Origin of the sequence: Ruegeria sp. AD91A (genome assembly GCF_003443535.1) — a bacterium.
GTDB lineage: Bacteria > Pseudomonadota > Alphaproteobacteria > Rhodobacterales > Rhodobacteraceae > Ruegeria.
Genome location: NZ_CP031946.1, coordinates 456,403 through 475,189, shown reverse-complemented (window position 1 = coordinate 475,189; position 18,787 = coordinate 456,403). Strand labels below are relative to the sequence as shown.

Genomic DNA, 18,787 nt, shown 5'->3' with positions numbered 1-18,787 from the left:
CTACTCAGCAGTTAGGTTTTTTTTGCACCTCGTAAAGCCTATCTGTTTGCCTGCGACGACTAGTGAAGGATCGTCGCGTCGAAGCGAATGAAGGATTCGACTTTATGATAGATCAACTTAAACGTCTTTTTGATCGGAAGACTTACGCGGCTGTACGTTATGATGCCGCAAAGCAGCATGCAAACTCTGCCGACATGGTCGCGGTACTGAACGCCGATCCCTACTTGATGGTAGCCGACGCGGGACTGCGGTTGATCTCCGTCTTTGACGATTTGCACTACGATCGTGCAGATCTTGATATGTTGTCCGCCCCGATGCGAAGGCGCGCATTGAAAAAACACGCCCCTTTCGAATATTTTCAGCGATCCGGTTCGGTGATTGAGAACTGCGCTGCTGACATACGCATTCATATGCCGAAATTCCGGGCGCTTGGTGCATCGCCGTTTGACGCGCTGCGAGAAACATCCATGCGGCCACAAGATTATGCTCTGCTAACCCCAACGCAAGCCGCGGCGCAAATGATTGCAGCCTATGAAGTCGATACCGCGAAAGAGCGTTTGGCAGCATTGGTCTTAAAACACCCGGCAAACTTGTTGCGTCTGTTTGACTTTCTGGAACCTACCCCTTCAAAAGCAGCGGTCCGCGAGATGTTGGGCGAGCTGCTCTTTCTGCAACGCGCTGCAGTGGCCAAGGAACCGCTCAAGAGCCGACGGGCATTGCGTTAGCATGTCAGGGGCGCTGTCAGACAAATTCGAACCAGTCTCAGCTAGGCCAATAGAACTGCCCTTTAAGCCGCACCAAGTTCGCGCCACTCGGCAAGAGCGGCGGTGCGTGTCAGCTTGAAGGTGTCTCGGCTGGTGAGAGATCGCTCCTGATTGAAATGGTTGTGGACGGAAGAATGAACTGCGGCGAACTTCTGCAAACATCGCATTTGCCTGAAGCGGAGCATCGCACGTTCTCGTCGTCGAAATGGCAGATGGGAATTCTCGGCCCGATTGTTCAGCCAGCGGCCGGTCTCTTGCCGACTACCGTTCCCGACAACTCTCATCGCCGCGCCATAAGACCGCAGTTTGTCTGTCACGATGGATTCAGGTTGACCGTCGCGTTTCATTGATTTTCTGAGGAATTTCAACGCAGCTTTGCGGTCACGGCGCTTGGTCACATAACTTTCCAGCACGGTGCTGTCAGACGAATTCGAACCAGTCTCAGTTTGCCGCAGAAACCGTGAACCTATCCGGAACAAAGTTGACGCCACTCGCTAAGTGCGGCGGCGCGGGTCAGCTTGAAGGTGTCTCGGCTGGCTAGCGATCTTTCCTGGTTGAAGTGGTTGTATACGGAGGAATGGACGGAAGCGAATTTCTGTAAACTTCGCATGCGCCTGAAACGTTGCATAGCGCGTTCGCGTCGTCGAAACGGCAGGTGCGAATTCTCAACCCGGTTGTTAAGCCACCTGCCCGTCTGCTGTTTTTCCAGAGCGCCCAAATCTCTGAGCGCAGCCTTGTAGGATGCGACGCGATCTGTGACTACTTCTTCAGCTTGGCCGTGGCGTTTCACTAATTTCTTAAGAAATTTCAACGCTGCAGCTTTGTTTCGGCGTTTGGTAACAATCGCTTCCAGCACTTCACCTTCGTGATCGACCGCACGCCAGAGATAGTGGCGTTTGCCATTCACCTTCACAAAGACCTCGTCCACGTGCCACTTCCATTTTGAAAAGGCTCGGAGTTGCTGAACACGCTTTCGTCTGATCTCGGCAGCAAACATTGGGCCAAACCTGTTCCACCAATATCGGACAGTTTCGTGGCTCACGTCGATGCCTCGCTCATGCAGCAGATCTTCGACATTCCGAAGCGAGAGTGGAAACCGAATATACAGCATCACCGCCAAGCGGATGATCTCAGGACTGGTTTTGAAGTACTTGAAGGTGGCAGGTTTGGTCATTCCTAAATGCTATGCACCCGCCCTGCCCCGCTCAAGCAAAGTTCTTCTGACAAGACCGAACAGACATTCATGTACGCGCGTTGAGTGACCGCTTTTCGGTGAAACTCAACGCCAGTAATATTTTGTCAGCGAGCAATTCGGGCTGATCGACACTCGCCCAATGGGTGGCGTTATCGAGAACGATCCGATCCATCGGGTTTTCACTAAGCCATTCGATAGTGGTTTTCGGGCAGTTTTCGGGATTGTAGAGATAGGTCACCATTGCAGCGTTTTGCAAAACCATTCCGGGCTCATATTTCGCGGAGAAACGTCTCGCATCTGCACCAAGCTGCCATAGTGCCACCGGATTAGCTTCCGATACAGCCTGTCGATATCGATGTATGATCGGTGCTGTCGTGGACATTTCGTCCAGCCGGTCGAGAAATGCTCTTCGAAATGAAGCTGGGTCATCATAGTCGGCTGCTGTCCCTGAGAAATACGCGTCGTCCGCCGTTATATTCTCCTCCAATGAAAGGATTGTCGTGAGGGAGCATCCGGGTTTCCCGGCAGCGAGCGATGCGATGATCGAAGCAACCGAATGTGCCAAGATGATTTCAGCCTCACACTCGTTCGCCCGATCTGCAACAAACTGGGCAAGAGCACTGAGGGTGGTTCTACCTGATAGCGGTGGCGCTCCAAATCCCGGGAGATTGAAGGGCAGCAATCGATAGTTTTCAGCAATATGGGTGTCAGCCAGACCTTCGAACATGCTTGCGTTGTCGCCAAAGCCTCCAATGCATAGAATTACGGGGCAATTACCCACAGTTTGGTCAGGTCGTTCCGATGCTGTTTCAACCATCCGGTTCTCCTAGCGTCTCATTTAGCGAACTTTAGTGCTAACTCACAGTGTCAAACAAGTTGGATGGATCAACGTTTCTTGCGCTTTCGAAACCCCGCGATGTTTTCTCCGGAATGTTCGATGGAACCTTCACTTATTCTGATGGCCTAATCTGTCGGTTCCGTCTGCAATGGCTCTTTAGTGGTTGTATCAAACGCGGTTCGCCCTGTGCAGGACAAGCCTCGGTCGGGCTTTGGCGTGCCGCTTATTTCGGCCTCGCTCGCAAAGCGCATGTTTCGGGTCGAAACAGTGCCGCGCTCGTGTAGTTACAGGTGCAGGAATTCAAGTAGGAGAGTGAGATGCGCGGACGTGATGCCCTGTTCCCCGGTTTTGACGAGCTGGTTGCCGCTGAGAATGCCCTGACGGCAAAGCTGGACATTGTTCGCCGGAACTTTTCAAGCCGCAAGGCAAATGCCGATGAACCATCTACGGAATGGCTGAGCGAGCTCGGGCGAAAGCGGTTTGACGAGGCCGAAGACCTGGAACCCCTAATGGATTGGGTGATGGATGAGCTGGACACCGGCGGTGTTCAGATGACCCATCCCGGTTATCTTGGCCTGTTCAATCCGGCCCCAACTTTTGCGTCGGAATGTGCGGACCGCATTGCCTCGGCCTTCAACCACCAGATTTGCGTTTATTCGCATGCTCCGGCCGCCGTTGAGATCGAACAGCACGTCATCAACGAAGTGGCCCGCCGTGCGGGGCTTCCAGCGGGATCAGGCGGCCACTTCACCAGCGGCGGGGCCGAGGCCAACTCGGCGGCTGTCCTTTGTGCGCTTCAGGCCAAATGCCCGGAATACAGCGATGAAGGGGTCGGTGTGTTTAATGGCCAGCCGACTGTCTATGTCTCGAAAGAGAGCCATCTCGCGTGGCTAAAGATGGCCCACTCCGCCGGGATCGGGCGCAGCGCAGTACGCCTTATCGCCACCGACGGCAAGGGCCAGATGAGCGTCGCGGCCCTGGAAGCTTCGATTGCGGCTGACCTTGAGGCTGGGTGTGTTCCGGTTCTGGTCGTCGCCACTGCCGGTACGACCAATGCCGGGATGGTTGACCCGTTGAACCCGTCGGCCGATCTCGCCGAGAGATACGGCATGTGGTTTCATGTGGATGCGGCTTGGGGCGGGGCGCTGATTGCCAGTAACGACCGCCGTAGTGCATTGGAAGGAATTGAACGTGCGCACTCCATAACGATTGACGCGCACAAGTGGTTTGCCACGACCATGGGGGCTGGCATGTTCCTGACCAGCCGTCCGGACATTCCCGCCCAGGTCTTCCGTGTGACCGCGAGCTACATGCCCGAGAGCGATGCGAGCAGGGACTTCTACCTGAACTCCACCCAATGGTCCCGGCGGTTTGTGGGCCTGCGCCTGTTTCTCGCGCTCGGAGCCGCAGGCTGGGGCGGCTATGGCGACCATGTGGAGCGCTCCATCGACCTGACCGACCGGTTGACGAACCGGTTGAAGGAGGGTGGCTGGATACACGCCAACAGCTCGGCAATGGGCGTAAGCTGCATGGTGCCGCCTGAAGGGCATGATGCCGTCCAGCGGTATGTGGATGCCATTCACGAAGACGGTCGATACTGGATTTCCAAGGCCGTTTATGAGGGCAAGCCCGTCTTGCGGGCCTGCGTCACCAATGGCCGGACGGATGAAAACGTCATCGACGGTCTCGCTGACTTGCTTCTGGATCTCTCCTAGTCGCAAGGCGCCCGCAATTTTGGGCTGAGGGGAAAACTCATGTGCGCAGATCGTGTGACGACCGCTGTCCGTAGCCGGATTATGGCTAGCATCGGTAGCAAGGATACAAAACCGGAACTGAAGCTTCGGTCACTCCTGCACCGACAGGGGTTTCGGTTTCGCCTTCACCGCAAGGACCTGCCCGGAAAGCCCGACCTAGTATTCCCGAGATACCGGGCGGTGATTTTTGTGCACGGTTGCTTCTGGCATGGCCATGACTGCCATCTCTTCAGCATGCCAAAGTCACGAAAGGAGTTCTGGCGACAGAAGATCGATCGCAACAGGGAGCGTGACGAAGTGCAGCGGGAAACGCTGACAAATCTGGGCTGGCGTGTGGCAACTGTCTGGGAGTGCGCCCTGATGGGTCGGTCACGGCTTGGTATCGATAAGGTCGGCGAATGCTGCGTGGCGTGGCTTCAGTCCGATGAAGCTGCATTGGAGTTACGGGGGCGCGAGGCTGAAGAAGCACTCTAATTGTCCGCTTTCTCACCTACATTGATCACTCATACATCGTGCAGCATTGGTCAATTTGGGATCAAAGCAGTCTTTCGCTGCGTAGCGCATCAATGACCGCAATGCGGACGAAGCGGACATAGCCAATAGTCTAGGCATTGCGTTCAAAGCCGCAGCCCAGCAGACTGCTTTCGAAAATCCGGGAGAACACACAATCAGGCGATTGACGACCATAGTTGCCGCGGACCTCGCGGCCTATTCGCGCCTGATGGCGATAGACGAGGAAGGCGTTGTTTCCCGGATGAGCGCTGTCTGGGCCGACGTCGTCGATCCATTGATTGAGAATGCAGGGGGGCGGGTCGTAAAGACGATGGGCGACGGTTTTCTGGCGGAGTTCAGTTCGCCAGTCGAAGCCGTTCGCGCAAGCCTTGCAATACAAGATGCCATGGCAGATCGTGACGCGGAGCGTCCCGAAGACGAGCGGTTGTGCTTTAGGATGGGTATTCATGTGGGCGATGTCGTTGCCGTGGACGACGACATTCTCGGCGATGCCGTCAACGTTGCAGCGCGGCTCGAGACCATTTCGCCAGTGGGCGGGCTTTGCCTATCACGGACGGCACGGGATCAGGTTAAAAACCGCCTCGACATAACGCTAAAACCCACTGGTGAGCTGCGCGTGAAGAACCTGCCTGAGCCGATCGAAGCGTGGGTGCTGGGCCAAGGTTCAATCGTACAGTTGGTTTCTTCGATAGAAATTCTGCCAGTAGTTGTAGTAATGCCATTTGACGAGATCGGCAGCGAAGATGAGTTCTTTGCTGACGGGGTCGTAGATGAAATTACTAATGCCTTGTCCAGAGTGGGCGAAATCTCTGTTATCGCGCGGCAATCTGCCTTCAGCTTCAAGGGGCGGGTTGTAGACGTGCGTGCGGTTGGGCGCGAACTTGGCGCTAGATACGTAGTCACCGGCGCGATACGGCGGTCTGGAAAGCGTGTACGGTTATCGGTCCAGTTAGCATCTGCCATAACCGGCGCCAACCTCTGGTCACAACGCTATGACGATGATCTGGAAGACCTCTTCGACTTGCAGGACCGAATCGCTTCGCACGTTGTAGGGGCTGTTTCACCTTCCATTCGAGCCTCCGAGATTGCTGCCGCTCGTGCTGTATCACCTATGGACCGTAAAGCCCATCAACTTTACATGAGTGCATTTCCTCATTTCTGGGCACATCGGCGCGAAGAGAACGAACGCGCAATCGAGCTGCTGAGTTCGGCCATGGCGTTGGATCTGGGAGATTTCCGTTCGCAAGCATTGAGGGCCTGGGCCTATGCCCAGCAGGCAACCTACATGTGGAGCGAAACGCCTCTTGTCTCCCGGCGGAAGGCGCAGGAGGATGCAGAGGCCGCGCTGCTTTTGGCGGGGGATCACGCAACGTCTCTTGTTGCTATTGCAGCGGCATTGGGAATGACGGGACTTGATCATGAACGGTCTGGTCAGTTGTTGGAGCATGCGCTTGAGCTCGACCCAAATTCGGCATGGGGCTGGATGCGACTGGGTTGGAACCACGTCTATCGTGAGGAAGTAAAAACTGGTCTTGCAGCGTTTGACAGGGCGGAAGAGTTGAGCCCGCGTGACCCGTTTCTCTTCAATATTCACTTTGGGCGTGGCTACGCATACGGACAGATCGGAGAGTTTGAAAACGCGATCCGGCTCGTAAAGCTTGGACTGACAGCCGGACCTGGCGTCACGTGGGCTTATCGTGACTTAGCCAGCTTTTGTGCCAATGCTGACCGTCGTGAAGAGGCCGACGAGGCAGTTGCAGCGTTGATGCGCAGTTATCCTGGACTGACGATAAAGCGTGTCATTGACAGCATGCCGCCCGCAACTCATTCGCGGCATCACGGATTTCTGGAAGGGTTACGGCGCGCGGGAGTACCCGACGCTTGAAGTCTGGAATGTCCACCTTGGGCTCAGAGCGGTCGTACCGGGTTCTGTAGTCCAACGACCGCTTCAATCAACCGAATGTCCGAGCATCGGAGCACGCCGCTGAATGCGTTGAATTTTCTGTGTTTTGCGAGACGCGCAGGTGGTTCTTGCGCAGAACCTTCTACACCCGTTCGTAGTGGTCAGGGTCGGACAGCACTTCCAACTTTCCCAGCAGGTCATCGAAAGTCATGCCGCCCACCTTGCTCACTTGCGCACCGATTTCGGCACGTCGCCCAGACGACCTTCAAGAGCCGCTTTGGTCAGCTTTTCCCGCACGTTCTCGCGGGCGTCTTACCACGGTTGGTGCTTATGCGCCGTCCTGACGACCCCACGTGATCGAAGCCCATCCCGTACGTTTCGCAAATTCCCTCAAGGACGGATTGGCAGATTACTTGACAGCAATCAGAACAAAAGAAGAACTAGTGACATGAAAAGGTGGCCACGCACGATTCCTTATGACCTGAAATGTCGGCTTGAACAGCTGCGTGAGTACCGCAGCACACCAAGCATTCAAACCCAATGGGGAGAAGTGTTGGAGTGGCTGGAAAAGCACGGCGTGGAACCGCCTGATCACGCGTTACCGACCGAACCGGAACTACGCGGGCCAATCGGTCACAGTTAGCTATACTTTTGGATAGTACCCTATTCTTATGCCCGCTTATCGGTGTTGGTCATTTCGTAGTAAATACAAGTTGCATAATCCTTTGCGAACCCCTCCTGCGGCCACCATGCCAGTGCCGTAAGGATTAGCCAGCTTCGCAAAACTCACTCACAGGAACTGCGAAGCTGGTTCTTTTCTTGCCAACATAATCGTCGTCTTGGACCAAATTCGATCAGTCACATCATCCATTGCCTCTCAATACGATGGTCGCGCCTACTTTGGGAGTTCACCGAAATAGCCACTTAGGTACGCTATTATTGCACCTATCACCCCGACCACGATTACGATGGAGATTAACGCACCACTGCCCCTGGAATAGTAACCCATTGTCAGTAGATCCGACGACAAAGATGCCAACTAAGAAATAAAGAACAGTGTTATCCATAGCGAAGCCCGTGCCGCAAAAAGGTTTTGTCACAATACGATAGAGTTTCGCGTCATGTCTAACCAAGAAACACGCCCCACACTATGGCGGGGCGGTCACTCGTTACCCCCTCATCCCCCAAAAGAACCCGCGTTGTTCGGAGGGAAACCAAGTGAACAACGCAGGCAGACAGTTAGGGGTAAACTACTTACGGCGTGGATTGCACGTTGGATCAATAGTACCCCGCGTTGCCAAGTTCTGGGATGACAGGCAACGCGGGGATTTAGTCTGACCATGGGACTGCCCAGACTAAAGGGACGTGATTGTTATGTGACGTTCCGTAAGGTGGATCAAACACACCAAAACACGCTCTTCACTCAACCAGTTCCAAGTTTTCCAAAAGAACTTTCGCCAGCATCCCGTTTGTATTGAACCGGCGGACCCAGGCATGTCGCCCATCTAAACGTTCGACACACTGGATGGCATACGGAACACCCCGTCCGAAGTATTTGACGTTTCGCACCAAATCACCGACTTGAATATCCTTGTTCATTCTTTAGTAATCCCTTTGGCCTATCAGCCCGCTAAACCGACCACATCAAATCTCACAGCCAACGCATCACGGTCGATCTGAACGTTACCCACAGTAAATACGGTTGCGCGGGCTGCGGTAGTGCTGGACCCGCCAACGTAACCAAGACATTTCAGATCGTCGTCGGACTCATCCAATTGCAGGATCATGCTGCCAGTGGCCTCCAGCGCATCCATCTGCGCAGCGAAGCGAGCCGCATCTTTGGCGATGTGGTGATAGTGCATCCCAGTTCGGTGACGCTTGTGAAAAACCGGTACTGCGCCGATCCCTTCCACCTCAACAGTCCACGCAAACGGCTTGCGGGTAAATCTATGTGCTTTAGGTTTCAATACTTCCACCCCTTGTTCAGTTTGAGTCGTTTCCCTTCACCGTCGATGGACGAATAGGTCATAATTCGGTGAGTTAAGTTTAAAATTATGTTGGTTCGCAAAATTCCCGCGCCACCCAATTCTGGGATGATAGCTACCGCAGGATTTAGTCCAAGTTTGGCACTTAACGAACTACTGGTAATGGCTAACCCCACGCCACTGCGGCAGGAGAAGTACCGCAGGCTTCGAGACGGCCAGCGAGAGCCACTAGTTTGCCCTTTGTAGCAGCAATTTCACCTTCCAAGTCTGCGCCAGAAAGGCTGGACACTGGAACGCCAATCAGGAACACCCCAAGTGCATCCCCTGTTACGGCTTGTTTCTGGGCTGCAACCAAAGTCGGAACTTTTGCCGATTCCTGCTTGTAAAGATTTGCAGCGCGTGAACAGGAAACTTCACTATAAGTGTCACCCATTGAAACGGGAGTTATTGCCCCAGGCTGCTGTGCGCAGGCAGACGTAAACAAAACCCCGCATACGCCAAAAGCTGGAAGTGTCTTCTTGATTTTCATGTCCTACTTCTCCATTCCTTCATGGTCGATTTAGGAACGGATCGAGGTGTTTGCTTTTGAATTCCCGCCATAACTAGCTGAAAGTTATTTATTTATGGCGCAAACTCTCAAATGCATTCGGACATTGAGATGTAACTCGCCTGGCGACGCCGTTTACTGACTAGTCAAGAGTTTGAGAAAAAATTTGCACTTCGTAGACAACCCAATTTTGACGCTTGTGGCTTTGATTGGTTTCTTTCTGACAATGTCACTCATCGGTTCAGCACGGCACTATTTCCATGCCCGCCGATTCAGAGGCAATGTCGTTCCACTTCGTCGCAGATCGCGTCTTAAGTTGCCGCTTTCCTTGTCTCCAAGACAGTCTGTAATTCTCTGGATGGCGGCTCTAACAGCTGTCGCGCTGTTTCTTACCAGCTTCGGCTCGAACCCAACCAACCAGCGCACGGTGGAAGGCCCCGCTCGAATTCGGGACGTAGACACTATCGTTGTTCAGGGCGTTCCAGTGAGACTGAACGGTGTAGACGGGCCGGAACTGAGTACAAGCGCTGGGATCGCAGCAAAGCGGTGGATGGCGGATCACCTGCGCGGCAAGATCGTCACCTGCAAACTGAGTGGGGAACGCACATACGACCGCTGGGTTGGAGTATGCTTTGTGGATGGCGTAGACATCGGTGCAGCTTCAATCGCCGCAGGTCATGCCCTGGATTGCCGCCGGTATTCAGGTGGGCGCTATCGTCATTTAGAGACGCCGGGAGCTAGGGCGAGGATAGTACGGGCTGGATATTGTTAAATTGGCCTAGTCAAGTTTCGGGAGTATAAAACTGCTCCCTGTCATTTTGGCTAAACGCTTTATCGTGTTAAGGTTGGCTTACTGCGAATTTTGCAAAGCAATAAAAACTTCTTATTGGCCGGTTAATAGTCCTTATTGCTCCGGCCGCAATTACTTTAGTGGAGAGGAAAGATGCTAAACCCAATTGTAGGAACACCAGGTGACGACAACCTAATTGGTACGGCACAAGGCGACCATATTCTAGGTTTGGCCGGCAATGACACAATCAGTGGGCAGGATGGAAACGACATTATTGAAGGAGGCGATGGCACAGATTTTATTGCAGGAGGTAGTGGAGACGACTTTCTGGACGGTGGCGCAGGAGATGTAGCCAACAATGTTTTGGACTTTCTATTTGGTGAAGAAGGAAATGATACGCTTACCGCTGAATTTGGCTTTTTGAACGGTGGTCCGGGCGACGATGTTCTAATAGACGGAGTTTACTATTATGAGACTTCGGCCATTGGCGGAGTTTTTGTAAACGTTTCAAGCGTTGAGCAGAATTTTGGCGGCGTTGTTGTGCAAGGTCGCACGGCGATTGACGAATATGGATCAATAGACAGCTTCACTGGAAGCATTGATAGTGGTCATTTAACAAGTTTTGCAGACGTTGTCTGGATGGACGAAGGGTATGTTTTTGCTCGTGGCGGAGACGATGTCATCATTCAAACAACAACGGGCGGCTTTGTATCTCCCGGCTCCGGAAATGACGTCATTATTGGTGCCGCAAGCGGCGAATTGACCATCGTCGATTATTTTGACGGTGGCGGAGATGACTTTGGGCCACCAACGCAAGGCGTTTTTGTAAACCTTCAGGATGGGATAGTAATTGATAACTGGGGATTCACTGACAACCTGACAAATATTGATTGGGTAAACGGTTCAGAGTTAGAAGACGTCATACTGGGCAATGACAACGATAACTTCTTTTTGGCCTATCAAGGAGACGACACAATAAACGCTGGCGGCGGAAACGATAACGTTGAAGCTGGAGAAGGTGATGATGTTATAATCGACGGTCCAATGTTCCCAATTGGAGGCTCAGGTGGAAACCCTGGAAACGACAAATCTGTCGGAAATGCTGGAGAAAACCCCAATGGCCGTGGACCAGATTTCTGGGGAAATGGTGGTCGCGGCGCTTCTGACGGAAAAGGCAACAGTAAAAAGGCAGTAGACTCTGGAGACGACGTGTATTCAGGGGGAGAAGGTGCCGACACGTTTATTTTTATCGGCTCCATAGGGGACGATGTCATAACTGATTTCGAGGCTGGAGATACCGGTAGTGATGTTTTGGACTTGTGCGGTGTCGGGATAAACAGTTTTGACGAAGCAATAAATGTTGCATCAGATACGCAGGATGGCGTCTTGTTTGATTTTGGGGCCGCAGGCACTTTGGCCCTAAATGGCGTTACAATTGGTGATCTTACGCAAGACGACATATTGAACTGCTAACAAGTGAGATAGCAGACACTCCAAGTGTGTATCCGCGCGAAACAAGAAACACTAACGTGGATACGCCTTGTCCAATAACTTGATGGTACACTGTGTCCGGCGCCATCGCTCTTATCAGCCTTTTCTCGAAAGTGCATTTATCCATTCGGGTAAATACCCCGTTTCAATTGAGTAGTCCCCTTCGAATTTATTCGATATGTTTGATGACGTCTTCCGGACTGTTAGGCCAGCCAGTCGGCCGTTGTACAGATCGAAGCGGTTGATCTTGGTCAAAGTGTGCAGAGCTGCGTAATACTTCTCGGCGGTGTATCGGTTGCTGTGACCCTCCATCAGGCGTTCCATTTTCATTCGGTCGCGATTCACAAAGCCTTGTGTCCGTCATAAAGTGAAGTAGTCCGATTGAGTTGTTAGGTTTCAAGTTGGTCAGGCTCAACTAGGTTTAGAATGGCTTATCCGTAACGCCGTATTCTAGAATCCGCTCTGACAAGTCGCGTCTTTCTACTCTTAAGTTTTGCTTTTTCGTACGTCGACCAAAAATCCACTCAATCGCTGTACAGCGTGACATGGCGCTTTGGTGCGGCTGGTGTTGGCTGCTGCTGGACATAGCCAGGTTGCCACCCCCATTGACTTTTGGCCATTGTTTTCACCGCCCTGATACAGCCAATCTCCGGGATGGGCGGCCTTGTGCTTCAGTCCAGCCAACGCAGTCGGCCACCCGAGTTGCAGGCACCTGCCGTTGAAGGTCGCAAGATCGCGGGCCGCTTCGTTCATCCACGGAAAAGGAAAGTTGTTCCAGAGAAGTGCGTCTTCGATCTGGTACGCAAGTCCACCGTTCCGGCAACTGTCGATCACCCAAAGAAACAGCGCCAGACGCCGGTCGTGGCCGGTCGGAATCTCGGCAGGTAAACCCCCGGTCACCCGCTGGACGTCGGCTGCGTTAATGAAGTCCATGGTCACCCATCCAATCATCAAAGCTGCCGGTGCCGGCGGTGGTGGCGGTGGTTGTTTGGTATTGCGCGGGCTTGGGGTTATTCGCGTCGGAATCGGTGTGTCCGTCGCGCTGTCGAACCCCGGCGTCTCTGAGCGCCGATTGCACCGTGCGTCGCAATTCACCCAAAAGAGCATAGCCGGGATTGGCACGAGGCATTCCAGACTGAGGATGGTGGTACATCGTAGGCTGCATGTTCAGTTCTACCTGAAGATACCAGATGCGCTCTAAGGCTTGCGATGCGATCACGATCAGCGCCAGATCAGCAATCGCCCATTCATGCCGGGTCCGGTAAAATTGGTCATAGTAAGCGCGGCCCCTGTCACCCAACAGATCAGCGCCGGGGACGTCGCGCGGTGCGGTCGCTGCGGACAGGTCGGGCGCTCTTGCGTCTCGTTTAAGCTGATCTTCGCTATCAGAGCGTTGTTTGCGTCTTTTGGCCATAAATCCCCCTAAATCGGCGTGATTTGATAGCGATATTAGGACAATTAGTTACGTTTGTAACTGTTGCATGTAGCAGCCATTTTATAGGGCGGAACCTCGGTTAACGTTAAAGATTCGATCCCCGTCGCGGTGGGGTGGTCCAAGATCAAGTCTCTGCTTGCCCCCCGCCCGATACGGTACAATCCGGGCACCAATCACACCATATATGGCATATAGAATATGTTCTATACGGTGGGGTTATGAGGGAAGCAGGAAGAGTCGAATCCTTTTAAGAAGATCGCCGTGTTCCGACACGTGGAAACCCGAGCCAATCCGGACCGCAGGAAGGTTACCAACCTGCGACGGCACACCAGAGCATGGCGACCTGACCGCAGGGCTGCGCACCGCTGCTGGTGACAGCCGGATGCATACTGATCGACGCGGGGCACGATACCATCCTCGCCCTTCAAGCAGGATGTGGAACAAGTCACTCGTTCACACGTGTGGCCCAATACGCTCTGCATGTAACGTGTGATCTAACACGTAGCGTTGCTGGGCAAGCGTGACCTATAGGATTAATTGCTGGTGTTGTGTGCTGCTGGTGTTGCTGAACACATGATCAGTTTATTGGGGATTTACTATATCGTTGGTAGAATTACCGCGACCCCAGCCCCCATGAAAACTGTCACCAGTGTCCCTTCTGCGCGTACGTAGCGAAAATATCTACCACATTATATAAAGAGAGAGTGTTTTGACTCTACGTCTCATACAGAAGGGACATTGGTGACACACCTACGCAAGGGACACTGGTGACACACGTCACCTAAGTGCTTGTTGTATTGTTGTTTTTTCCAATTCGCGGCGTTCCGCTTCGCGCTGTCCACGTTCCGCAAACATCACGTGAACGGTTGGGTTGACGACCCACAGCGGTGGAACACCAACTTTCGTAAACACAGCGCTGTCCAACCAACCAAGCGTGTGAAGCTGTTCCAGCAACGGCTGGATGTCCCGATTGTCGATCTTACGCATCGCACGGTCACCACGTTGAACGTCACGGTTCGATATGCAGTCCAGCCTGTGAGCCAATATAAAAGCGGCTATATTCTTCAGACGGTCGTGTTCATCCGACAAACCAAGCACCCCCGAATAAAAGACCGCAGCGTGACGAAACAGGAATTCATGCAGCAACCGGCTGACACGGTGCGCTGTGTCCGCTGTGATCGGTTGGTCGATCCTGCCAGCTTCGATCATGTGATAGGTCAGGCACAGCCGGGGAAACATGGCGTCATACTTGCCCACATGTGCGGCCAGCTTCGGACTGACACTTTCCAGCGATTGCAGGTCGTAGTGCTTCTGTTCCAACTCACGCCGGATTTGCTGCGCACCGTCATCGAAGTGCAGAACCGCTTCAGGCATACCCAGCGGCAAACCCTGACCCCGCAACCAGCCGATCAATTGGCGATAGTGCGTGTCCACATCCTGCGTCGGTTCGTCAACACCTGGTGATTTGGGTTTCAGCACAATGGGGAACAAACGCTGCAACAGACCATCGTCCTGCGCGTCTGCGGCCAGCTTGCGGATCGGTTCGGGCTGGATTCCACCCAACAGGCTGACAGACAGGTTCGGCACTTGGTTGGACCCGCGACCGACGCGGTTGATGCTGTAGACGCCGCCATTCCACGACTGAAGCCAGAACCCGCGATCCGCAGAGCCACCCTTGCCCCCGTATTTGTCCATCGCGCCAAAGAAACCCGACAACTCATCCTGAAGCATCATCACGCCCCACGGGCTTCCTTCCAGCACGGCTTGGGCCGCTTCGACCGTGGTATCCTGTAAAACCAGACGGCGCTGCATCACAGGCGGTCCACGTTCGTCCTTGGGTGCATCGTTCCATTGCTGGACTTCCTGACGCCACGCGCGGAACATATCGTTGTCCAGCTTCTTGAGCGGTCGGGTTGCTGCACTGATGATCGGTGACTTGCCGGTGGACGGTAAACCCACTAGAGCGGCCCACAGACGGGCCGACTCGGTCCATTCCTCGTACCGTTTGACCTTGATGGTGATCTGGTCCGGTATTGCCGCAGCACAGGCCACCAGAGCGGCCACGCCAAGACCAGCCGGATCGGCACCCATGCGGTACGCTTGGACCTTTACCCACATTTGCAGTGCGGTCGGTAACAGCGACACGTCCAGACCGGGCGGATCGAATTGGCCCCACAGATCGACGGGTTCATAGGCGCCGGGTGGAAGCATTGCGCCTTCCACCTTCGCGCCGGGTGCATACGCACCATTTGCAATCATCATGGAAACGTGACGGCCAGATCAGGAAAGATCGCAAACAGGTCGGTCTTCAGAACTATGTCACGGGCCACGGTTCCGTTATCCTCCCGGCCTTCCACCAGCACGAACAGGTGTTCATTACTCTTGGGACAGGGGAAAATACTCTTGATGTCATTGGCATCGACAGTGCCGACAAAATCGCCAAAGTCTGGCAGGCCGTCGTTCGGCATACCCAGACCTGAGGTGAACAGTCGTATCCAGCGAATTTTCATTTCCGACCCCGTTGCGTTATTATGATTCATGTCACGTTCCTCTTTCGTGTTGTGAGAGGGTTTATTCGCCCCCCGGCCAGCACAGCCGGGGGGTTTTTTCATCGCAAACCGTTGCCCGTGACTGGCAGGCCGGGATTACCGCGATGAAACTGGTTAGGCTGCAATCGACGGCACGGACGGCCCGTATCCGTTCTTCAGGTGGTATTCGTAGGTCTCTTGGCTGATCTTCATGCTGGACCCGACCGGGACAAACTTGATGTAGCCTTTGTGCGCAGCGGCATAGATCGCCGCCTTGGTGACATCCAGCGGTTCAGCCAGATCGGCCAGTGGACGCATCAATGTAGTTTTGGGTTCTTCCATATCTTTACCCCTTCGTTACAGTAAACACGGTCTTTGCCGTTACTGCACATTAACGACTCGTCTTGTTATGTCCTGTCAATCCCTCTAAGTTGACCACGTTGACTGAATTGAGAGGTTCCATGCAAAAACTTGCGACACCGACCGAATTAAGGACCGCACCGGACTGGTTGACCGACTTTCTGGATGCCGCTTGGCAGCTACCAGGTAGCGACGGACAGCGCCAACCGAACACACGAATCGACCCAGACGTGGCGCAAGCAATCGCACAGGCCATCACGGTCGCCGCCAGTAGCAAGGACACAGCGCACCATTGTGTCTTCACTCTGGATGCGGATGGCGGTCGCTTCGGGTCCGTCACGCTTTGGGGCGGATCACATACGCACATTGCCATTGCACTGACACTGGCATGGTCAGAGCGGCGTCCGCTGGCGATCTGCGGCACGTGCGGCACCCTCATGCTGCCGGGGAAGGGTCGCGTGGCCCGGTATTGCAGCAACAATTGCCGGGTAGCGGCACACAGGAGCAAATAACATGGCGAGTATCTATCAACCCTCATCGGGCCGCTGGACGGTCCAATGGTCCGCAGGGCGCGACCGCAACGGTAAGACCGTGCGCGACAGTCGGACCTTTACCAGTGAGCAGGAAGCAATAGCCCACAAGCACCATGTAGAGACGACACGGCACGGGACCGGTAAAGACAGCCTGTCGGCCCGCTCACAGGCTTGGATCGATGATCGGCTGGCGTTGGGACATATCAGCGCCAAGACGGCCACCGGGCACCGTGAAAAGTTGACGGCATGGGGCAACCTGCTGGGTGATGGTAGTTACAAGAATATCACCCCCGCTGATCTGGACCGGGCGTTTGCAAAGCTGGCCGCAGGTGAGACACCGACCGGACGGACACCCAGCCCCCGAACACTCAACCATTATCGCAGTGTCCTTCGGGCATTCTACCGGGCGATGGTCCGCAAGCGGGAAGTGCTGCACAACCCGGTCGATGGAGTCGAGCCACCGCGCGGCCTGAAGGACCGGACCAAACGCGCCCCGACCATGAGTGAGTTGCAGGCTATTCTGGACGCCGCAGACGCGTCACAGGCGGTTTATGGTCAGATCGCAAACATCATCCGTCTCGGTGCGCATCTGGGGCTGCGTCGTGGCGAGTTGCTGGCCCTGCGTTGGTCGGATGTGGACTTTGACACCATGACGGTCAGCATCACCCGAGCGGCCACCCAGCCCAACGGTCGGAAAGTGTTCTTTAAGGAACCTAAGAGTGACGCCGGCATCCGTCGCGTTTCAATGCTGGACCCGACCGCCGACATGTTACGTGCGCAACGCAAGCGGGTCGCCGCGTGGCGTCTTCGGGCTGGTACCGGTTGGGCTGACAATGATCTGGTGTTTGCGTCACCGCTGGGGGAAGTGCTGGATCTTGAAATGGTCACCAAGACGGCGCAACGGATACGTGACGCGGCTGGTGTTGGGGCCGATGTCCTGCCCCTGCATGGCACCCGGCATTTCAACATCACGCAACTGCACAAGGCTGGCGTCGATAGCCTTACGATCCGATCACGGGCCGGTCATGCCGACATTCGAAGTACGCAAGGTTACGTGACGGTTGATGACGATGACGACCGCAAGGCTGCTGAAGCGTTGAAGGGTGCGTTGCTATGAGTATCCGCGACATAACGTATGCAATTGGCCGTTGGTGGGGCAGCATCAAAGATGACCTTGAAGCCGTGGAAACCATGCCTTATTTGGATTGGCCGCTTTGGGTAGCAATCTTTGTTCCAATCATGTGGCTTCTTTTAGGAACAGTGCTTTTTTGCGTCACAATAGGCTATTTTGTTTGGACCTATAAAGGCTTGAAATACTTGCTGACACGTCAAGGTGAGAAGTTTGGGCTGGCGATTGCAATTCGCAGTGTAGAGCAGTGGTTCACGTTCTTCTGGTGGCTAGGTATTACCATTTTTGGAAGTATGATTGCGTCGATAATGATCTATGAAACGTTCATTATGTAGCACACAAGGGTACGTCACGATTGATGACGACGATGACCGCAAAGCTGCTGAGGCATTAAAGGGTGCGTTGTTGTGAATGTTCGGTTTAGTTCGAAGATGTCCAAGAACGCCAATCCGGATTGTTCAACAATTCATAAACCACCCACAATAACGGCTGAACATAAGGCACTTCTGTTTTACCCTTCGGGTAGCGAAGCGCCTGATTTGTCGATCCACCATACAACCGATCTAGATATTTTATCGTCCAGTCCAATGTGTAAACATTTGGATCGGAAAACTCTGACTTTTTAACTTCAACGCAAGCCAAAGCGATGGCCTGTGCGTTGCGTCGCATGACTTCAAACTGTGGCAGCATCCACATTTTATAGATGTTATGGCCATAATTCTTGCGAAGATCATCGTGTGTCAGGCCACTTTCCAGCAGTCTCGCCTTCAAAAACAATTCTAGACCGATACAAACTAACTGTGTCGCAGGTGCGACTAAAGGGAATTGTTCATCCTTTTCTTTTTTCCAAAGGTATTCAGCAGCTAACAGGTATGACGCTGCCATAGTGTCGTAGTCCTGAGAGTCACCATGGACAAGTTCAGGCAAGTTCATTTTCGGCTTATCGGGCATACCTTGAACCTCCAAACGCAAATGAAACGCAAATGGTGGTGACCGCTCGACCTAGCTGCAATCAGCTTAGT

Annotated in this window: 21 protein-coding genes and 1 pseudogene; 10 read left to right on the top strand and 12 right to left on the bottom strand. The window is 53.9% G+C overall.

What is annotated here, in order from left to right; all coding sequences use genetic code 11:
* The first annotated feature begins 104 nt into the window (after nucleotides 1-104).
* Entirely contained in the window at nucleotides 105-725 is a 621-nt protein-coding gene (locus tag D1823_RS02405; RefSeq protein ID WP_117872640.1) for a hypothetical protein, read from the top strand.
* A gap of 62 nt (nucleotides 726-787) precedes the next feature.
* On the opposite strand, the pseudogene D1823_RS02400 reads toward D1823_RS02405, so the two are convergent.
* The 3 genes and pseudogenes from D1823_RS02400 to D1823_RS02390 all read right to left on the bottom strand — a co-directional run.
* Nucleotides 788-1,186, bottom strand: a pseudogene (locus D1823_RS02400) (DDE-type integrase/transposase/recombinase); the annotation flags it as partial.
* 44 nt (nucleotides 1,187-1,230) lie between these two features.
* Nucleotides 1,231-1,938 (bottom strand): IS6 family transposase, encoded by a 708-nt coding sequence (locus D1823_RS02395; RefSeq protein WP_117868452.1) that lies wholly within the window; start codon nucleotides 1,936-1,938, stop codon nucleotides 1,231-1,233.
* A gap of 67 nt (nucleotides 1,939-2,005) precedes the next feature.
* Nucleotides 2,006-2,776 (bottom strand): alpha/beta fold hydrolase, encoded by a 771-nt coding sequence (locus D1823_RS02390; RefSeq protein ID WP_117868451.1) that lies wholly within the window; start codon nucleotides 2,774-2,776, stop codon nucleotides 2,006-2,008.
* A gap of 338 nt (nucleotides 2,777-3,114) precedes the next feature.
* On the opposite strand from D1823_RS02390, the gene D1823_RS02385 reads away from it, so the two are divergent.
* The 4 genes from D1823_RS02385 (at nucleotide 3,115) to D1823_RS21820 (ending at nucleotide 7,610) form a co-directional block, all read left to right on the top strand.
* Nucleotides 3,115-4,512, top strand: a complete 1,398-nt coding sequence (locus D1823_RS02385; RefSeq protein WP_117868450.1) for a pyridoxal-dependent decarboxylase — start codon at nucleotides 3,115-3,117, stop codon at nucleotides 4,510-4,512.
* Nucleotides 4,513-4,551: 39 nt separating this feature from the next.
* Nucleotides 4,552-5,025 carry a very short patch repair endonuclease gene (locus D1823_RS02380; RefSeq protein WP_117868449.1) on the top strand — a complete coding sequence of 158 codons (474 nt, stop codon included), beginning with the start codon at nucleotides 4,552-4,554 and terminating at the stop codon, nucleotides 5,023-5,025.
* A gap of 202 nt (nucleotides 5,026-5,227) precedes the next feature.
* A complete protein-coding gene (locus D1823_RS02375; RefSeq protein ID WP_117868448.1) occupies nucleotides 5,228-6,949 on the top strand; it encodes an adenylate/guanylate cyclase domain-containing protein in 1,722 nt (573 codons plus the stop codon).
* A gap of 466 nt (nucleotides 6,950-7,415) precedes the next feature.
* The gene (locus D1823_RS21820; RefSeq protein WP_162896738.1) at nucleotides 7,416-7,610 is read left to right on the top strand and encodes a hypothetical protein; all 195 of its coding nucleotides are present in this window, start codon (nucleotides 7,416-7,418) and stop codon (nucleotides 7,608-7,610) included.
* A gap of 776 nt (nucleotides 7,611-8,386) precedes the next feature.
* On the opposite strand, the gene D1823_RS02370 is transcribed toward D1823_RS21820, so the two are convergent.
* From D1823_RS02370 to D1823_RS02360, 3 genes are all read right to left on the bottom strand, one after another.
* Nucleotides 8,387-8,566, bottom strand: a complete 180-nt coding sequence (locus D1823_RS02370; RefSeq protein ID WP_117868447.1) for a hypothetical protein — start codon at nucleotides 8,564-8,566, stop codon at nucleotides 8,387-8,389.
* A gap of 23 nt (nucleotides 8,567-8,589) precedes the next feature.
* Nucleotides 8,590-8,934: a hypothetical protein gene (locus tag D1823_RS02365; RefSeq protein WP_162896737.1), complete on the bottom strand. Its 345-nt coding sequence runs from the start codon at nucleotides 8,932-8,934 to the stop codon at nucleotides 8,590-8,592.
* A gap of 184 nt (nucleotides 8,935-9,118) precedes the next feature.
* On the bottom strand, nucleotides 9,119-9,481 hold the full coding sequence (locus D1823_RS02360) for a hypothetical protein (RefSeq protein WP_117868445.1): 363 nt from the start codon (nucleotides 9,479-9,481) through the stop codon (nucleotides 9,119-9,121).
* A gap of 376 nt (nucleotides 9,482-9,857) precedes the next feature.
* Between D1823_RS02360 and D1823_RS02355 the strand changes: the two genes are divergently transcribed.
* Nucleotides 9,858-10,271, top strand: a complete 414-nt coding sequence (locus D1823_RS02355) for a thermonuclease family protein (RefSeq protein ID WP_254683776.1) — start codon at nucleotides 9,858-9,860, stop codon at nucleotides 10,269-10,271.
* A gap of 171 nt (nucleotides 10,272-10,442) precedes the next feature.
* On the top strand, nucleotides 10,443-11,762 hold the full coding sequence (locus D1823_RS02350; protein WP_117868444.1) for a calcium-binding protein: 1,320 nt from the start codon (nucleotides 10,443-10,445) through the stop codon (nucleotides 11,760-11,762).
* Nucleotides 11,763-12,266: 504 nt separating this feature from the next.
* On the opposite strand, the gene D1823_RS02340 is transcribed toward D1823_RS02350, so the two are convergent.
* The 5 genes from D1823_RS02340 to D1823_RS02320 all read right to left on the bottom strand — a co-directional run bounded on the left by D1823_RS02340 (nucleotide 12,267) and on the right by D1823_RS02320 (nucleotide 16,085).
* Nucleotides 12,267-12,713, bottom strand: a complete 447-nt coding sequence (locus tag D1823_RS02340; protein ID WP_117868442.1) for a hypothetical protein — start codon at nucleotides 12,711-12,713, stop codon at nucleotides 12,267-12,269.
* Nucleotides 12,700-13,194, bottom strand: a complete 495-nt coding sequence (locus D1823_RS02335; RefSeq protein WP_117868441.1) for a hypothetical protein — start codon at nucleotides 13,192-13,194, stop codon at nucleotides 12,700-12,702. Before D1823_RS02335 ends, D1823_RS02340 begins: the two co-directional genes overlap by 14 nt.
* A gap of 798 nt (nucleotides 13,195-13,992) precedes the next feature.
* Nucleotides 13,993-15,477 (bottom strand): DUF3987 domain-containing protein, encoded by a 1,485-nt coding sequence (locus tag D1823_RS02330; protein WP_117868440.1) that lies wholly within the window; start codon nucleotides 15,475-15,477, stop codon nucleotides 13,993-13,995.
* Nucleotides 15,474-15,755 carry a hypothetical protein gene (locus D1823_RS02325; RefSeq protein ID WP_117868439.1) on the bottom strand — a complete coding sequence of 94 codons (282 nt, stop codon included), beginning with the start codon at nucleotides 15,753-15,755 and terminating at the stop codon, nucleotides 15,474-15,476. Before D1823_RS02325 ends, D1823_RS02330 begins: the two co-directional genes overlap by 4 nt.
* 123 nt (nucleotides 15,756-15,878) lie before the next feature.
* The gene (locus D1823_RS02320; RefSeq protein ID WP_117868438.1) at nucleotides 15,879-16,085 is read right to left on the bottom strand and encodes a hypothetical protein; all 207 of its coding nucleotides are present in this window, start codon (nucleotides 16,083-16,085) and stop codon (nucleotides 15,879-15,881) included.
* A 119-nt stretch (nucleotides 16,086-16,204) separates the two neighbouring features.
* On the opposite strand from D1823_RS02320, the gene D1823_RS02315 reads away from it, so the two are divergent.
* The 3 genes from D1823_RS02315 to D1823_RS02305 are packed head-to-tail and all read left to right on the top strand — an operon-like array spanning nucleotide 16,205 to nucleotide 18,100.
* On the top strand, nucleotides 16,205-16,615 hold the full coding sequence (locus D1823_RS02315; RefSeq protein ID WP_117868437.1) for a hypothetical protein: 411 nt from the start codon (nucleotides 16,205-16,207) through the stop codon (nucleotides 16,613-16,615).
* Nucleotide 16,616: 1 nt separating this feature from the next.
* On the top strand, nucleotides 16,617-17,753 hold the full coding sequence (locus tag D1823_RS02310) for a site-specific integrase (RefSeq protein ID WP_117868436.1): 1,137 nt from the start codon (nucleotides 16,617-16,619) through the stop codon (nucleotides 17,751-17,753).
* The gene (locus D1823_RS02305; protein WP_117868435.1) at nucleotides 17,750-18,100 is read left to right on the top strand and encodes a hypothetical protein; all 351 of its coding nucleotides are present in this window, start codon (nucleotides 17,750-17,752) and stop codon (nucleotides 18,098-18,100) included. Before D1823_RS02310 ends, D1823_RS02305 begins: the two co-directional genes overlap by 4 nt.
* 85 nt (nucleotides 18,101-18,185) lie before the next feature.
* On the opposite strand, the gene D1823_RS02300 is transcribed toward D1823_RS02305, so the two are convergent.
* Nucleotides 18,186-18,716 carry a hypothetical protein gene (locus tag D1823_RS02300; protein ID WP_117868434.1) on the bottom strand — a complete coding sequence of 177 codons (531 nt, stop codon included), beginning with the start codon at nucleotides 18,714-18,716 and terminating at the stop codon, nucleotides 18,186-18,188.
* Nucleotides 18,717-18,787 lie beyond the last annotated feature (71 nt).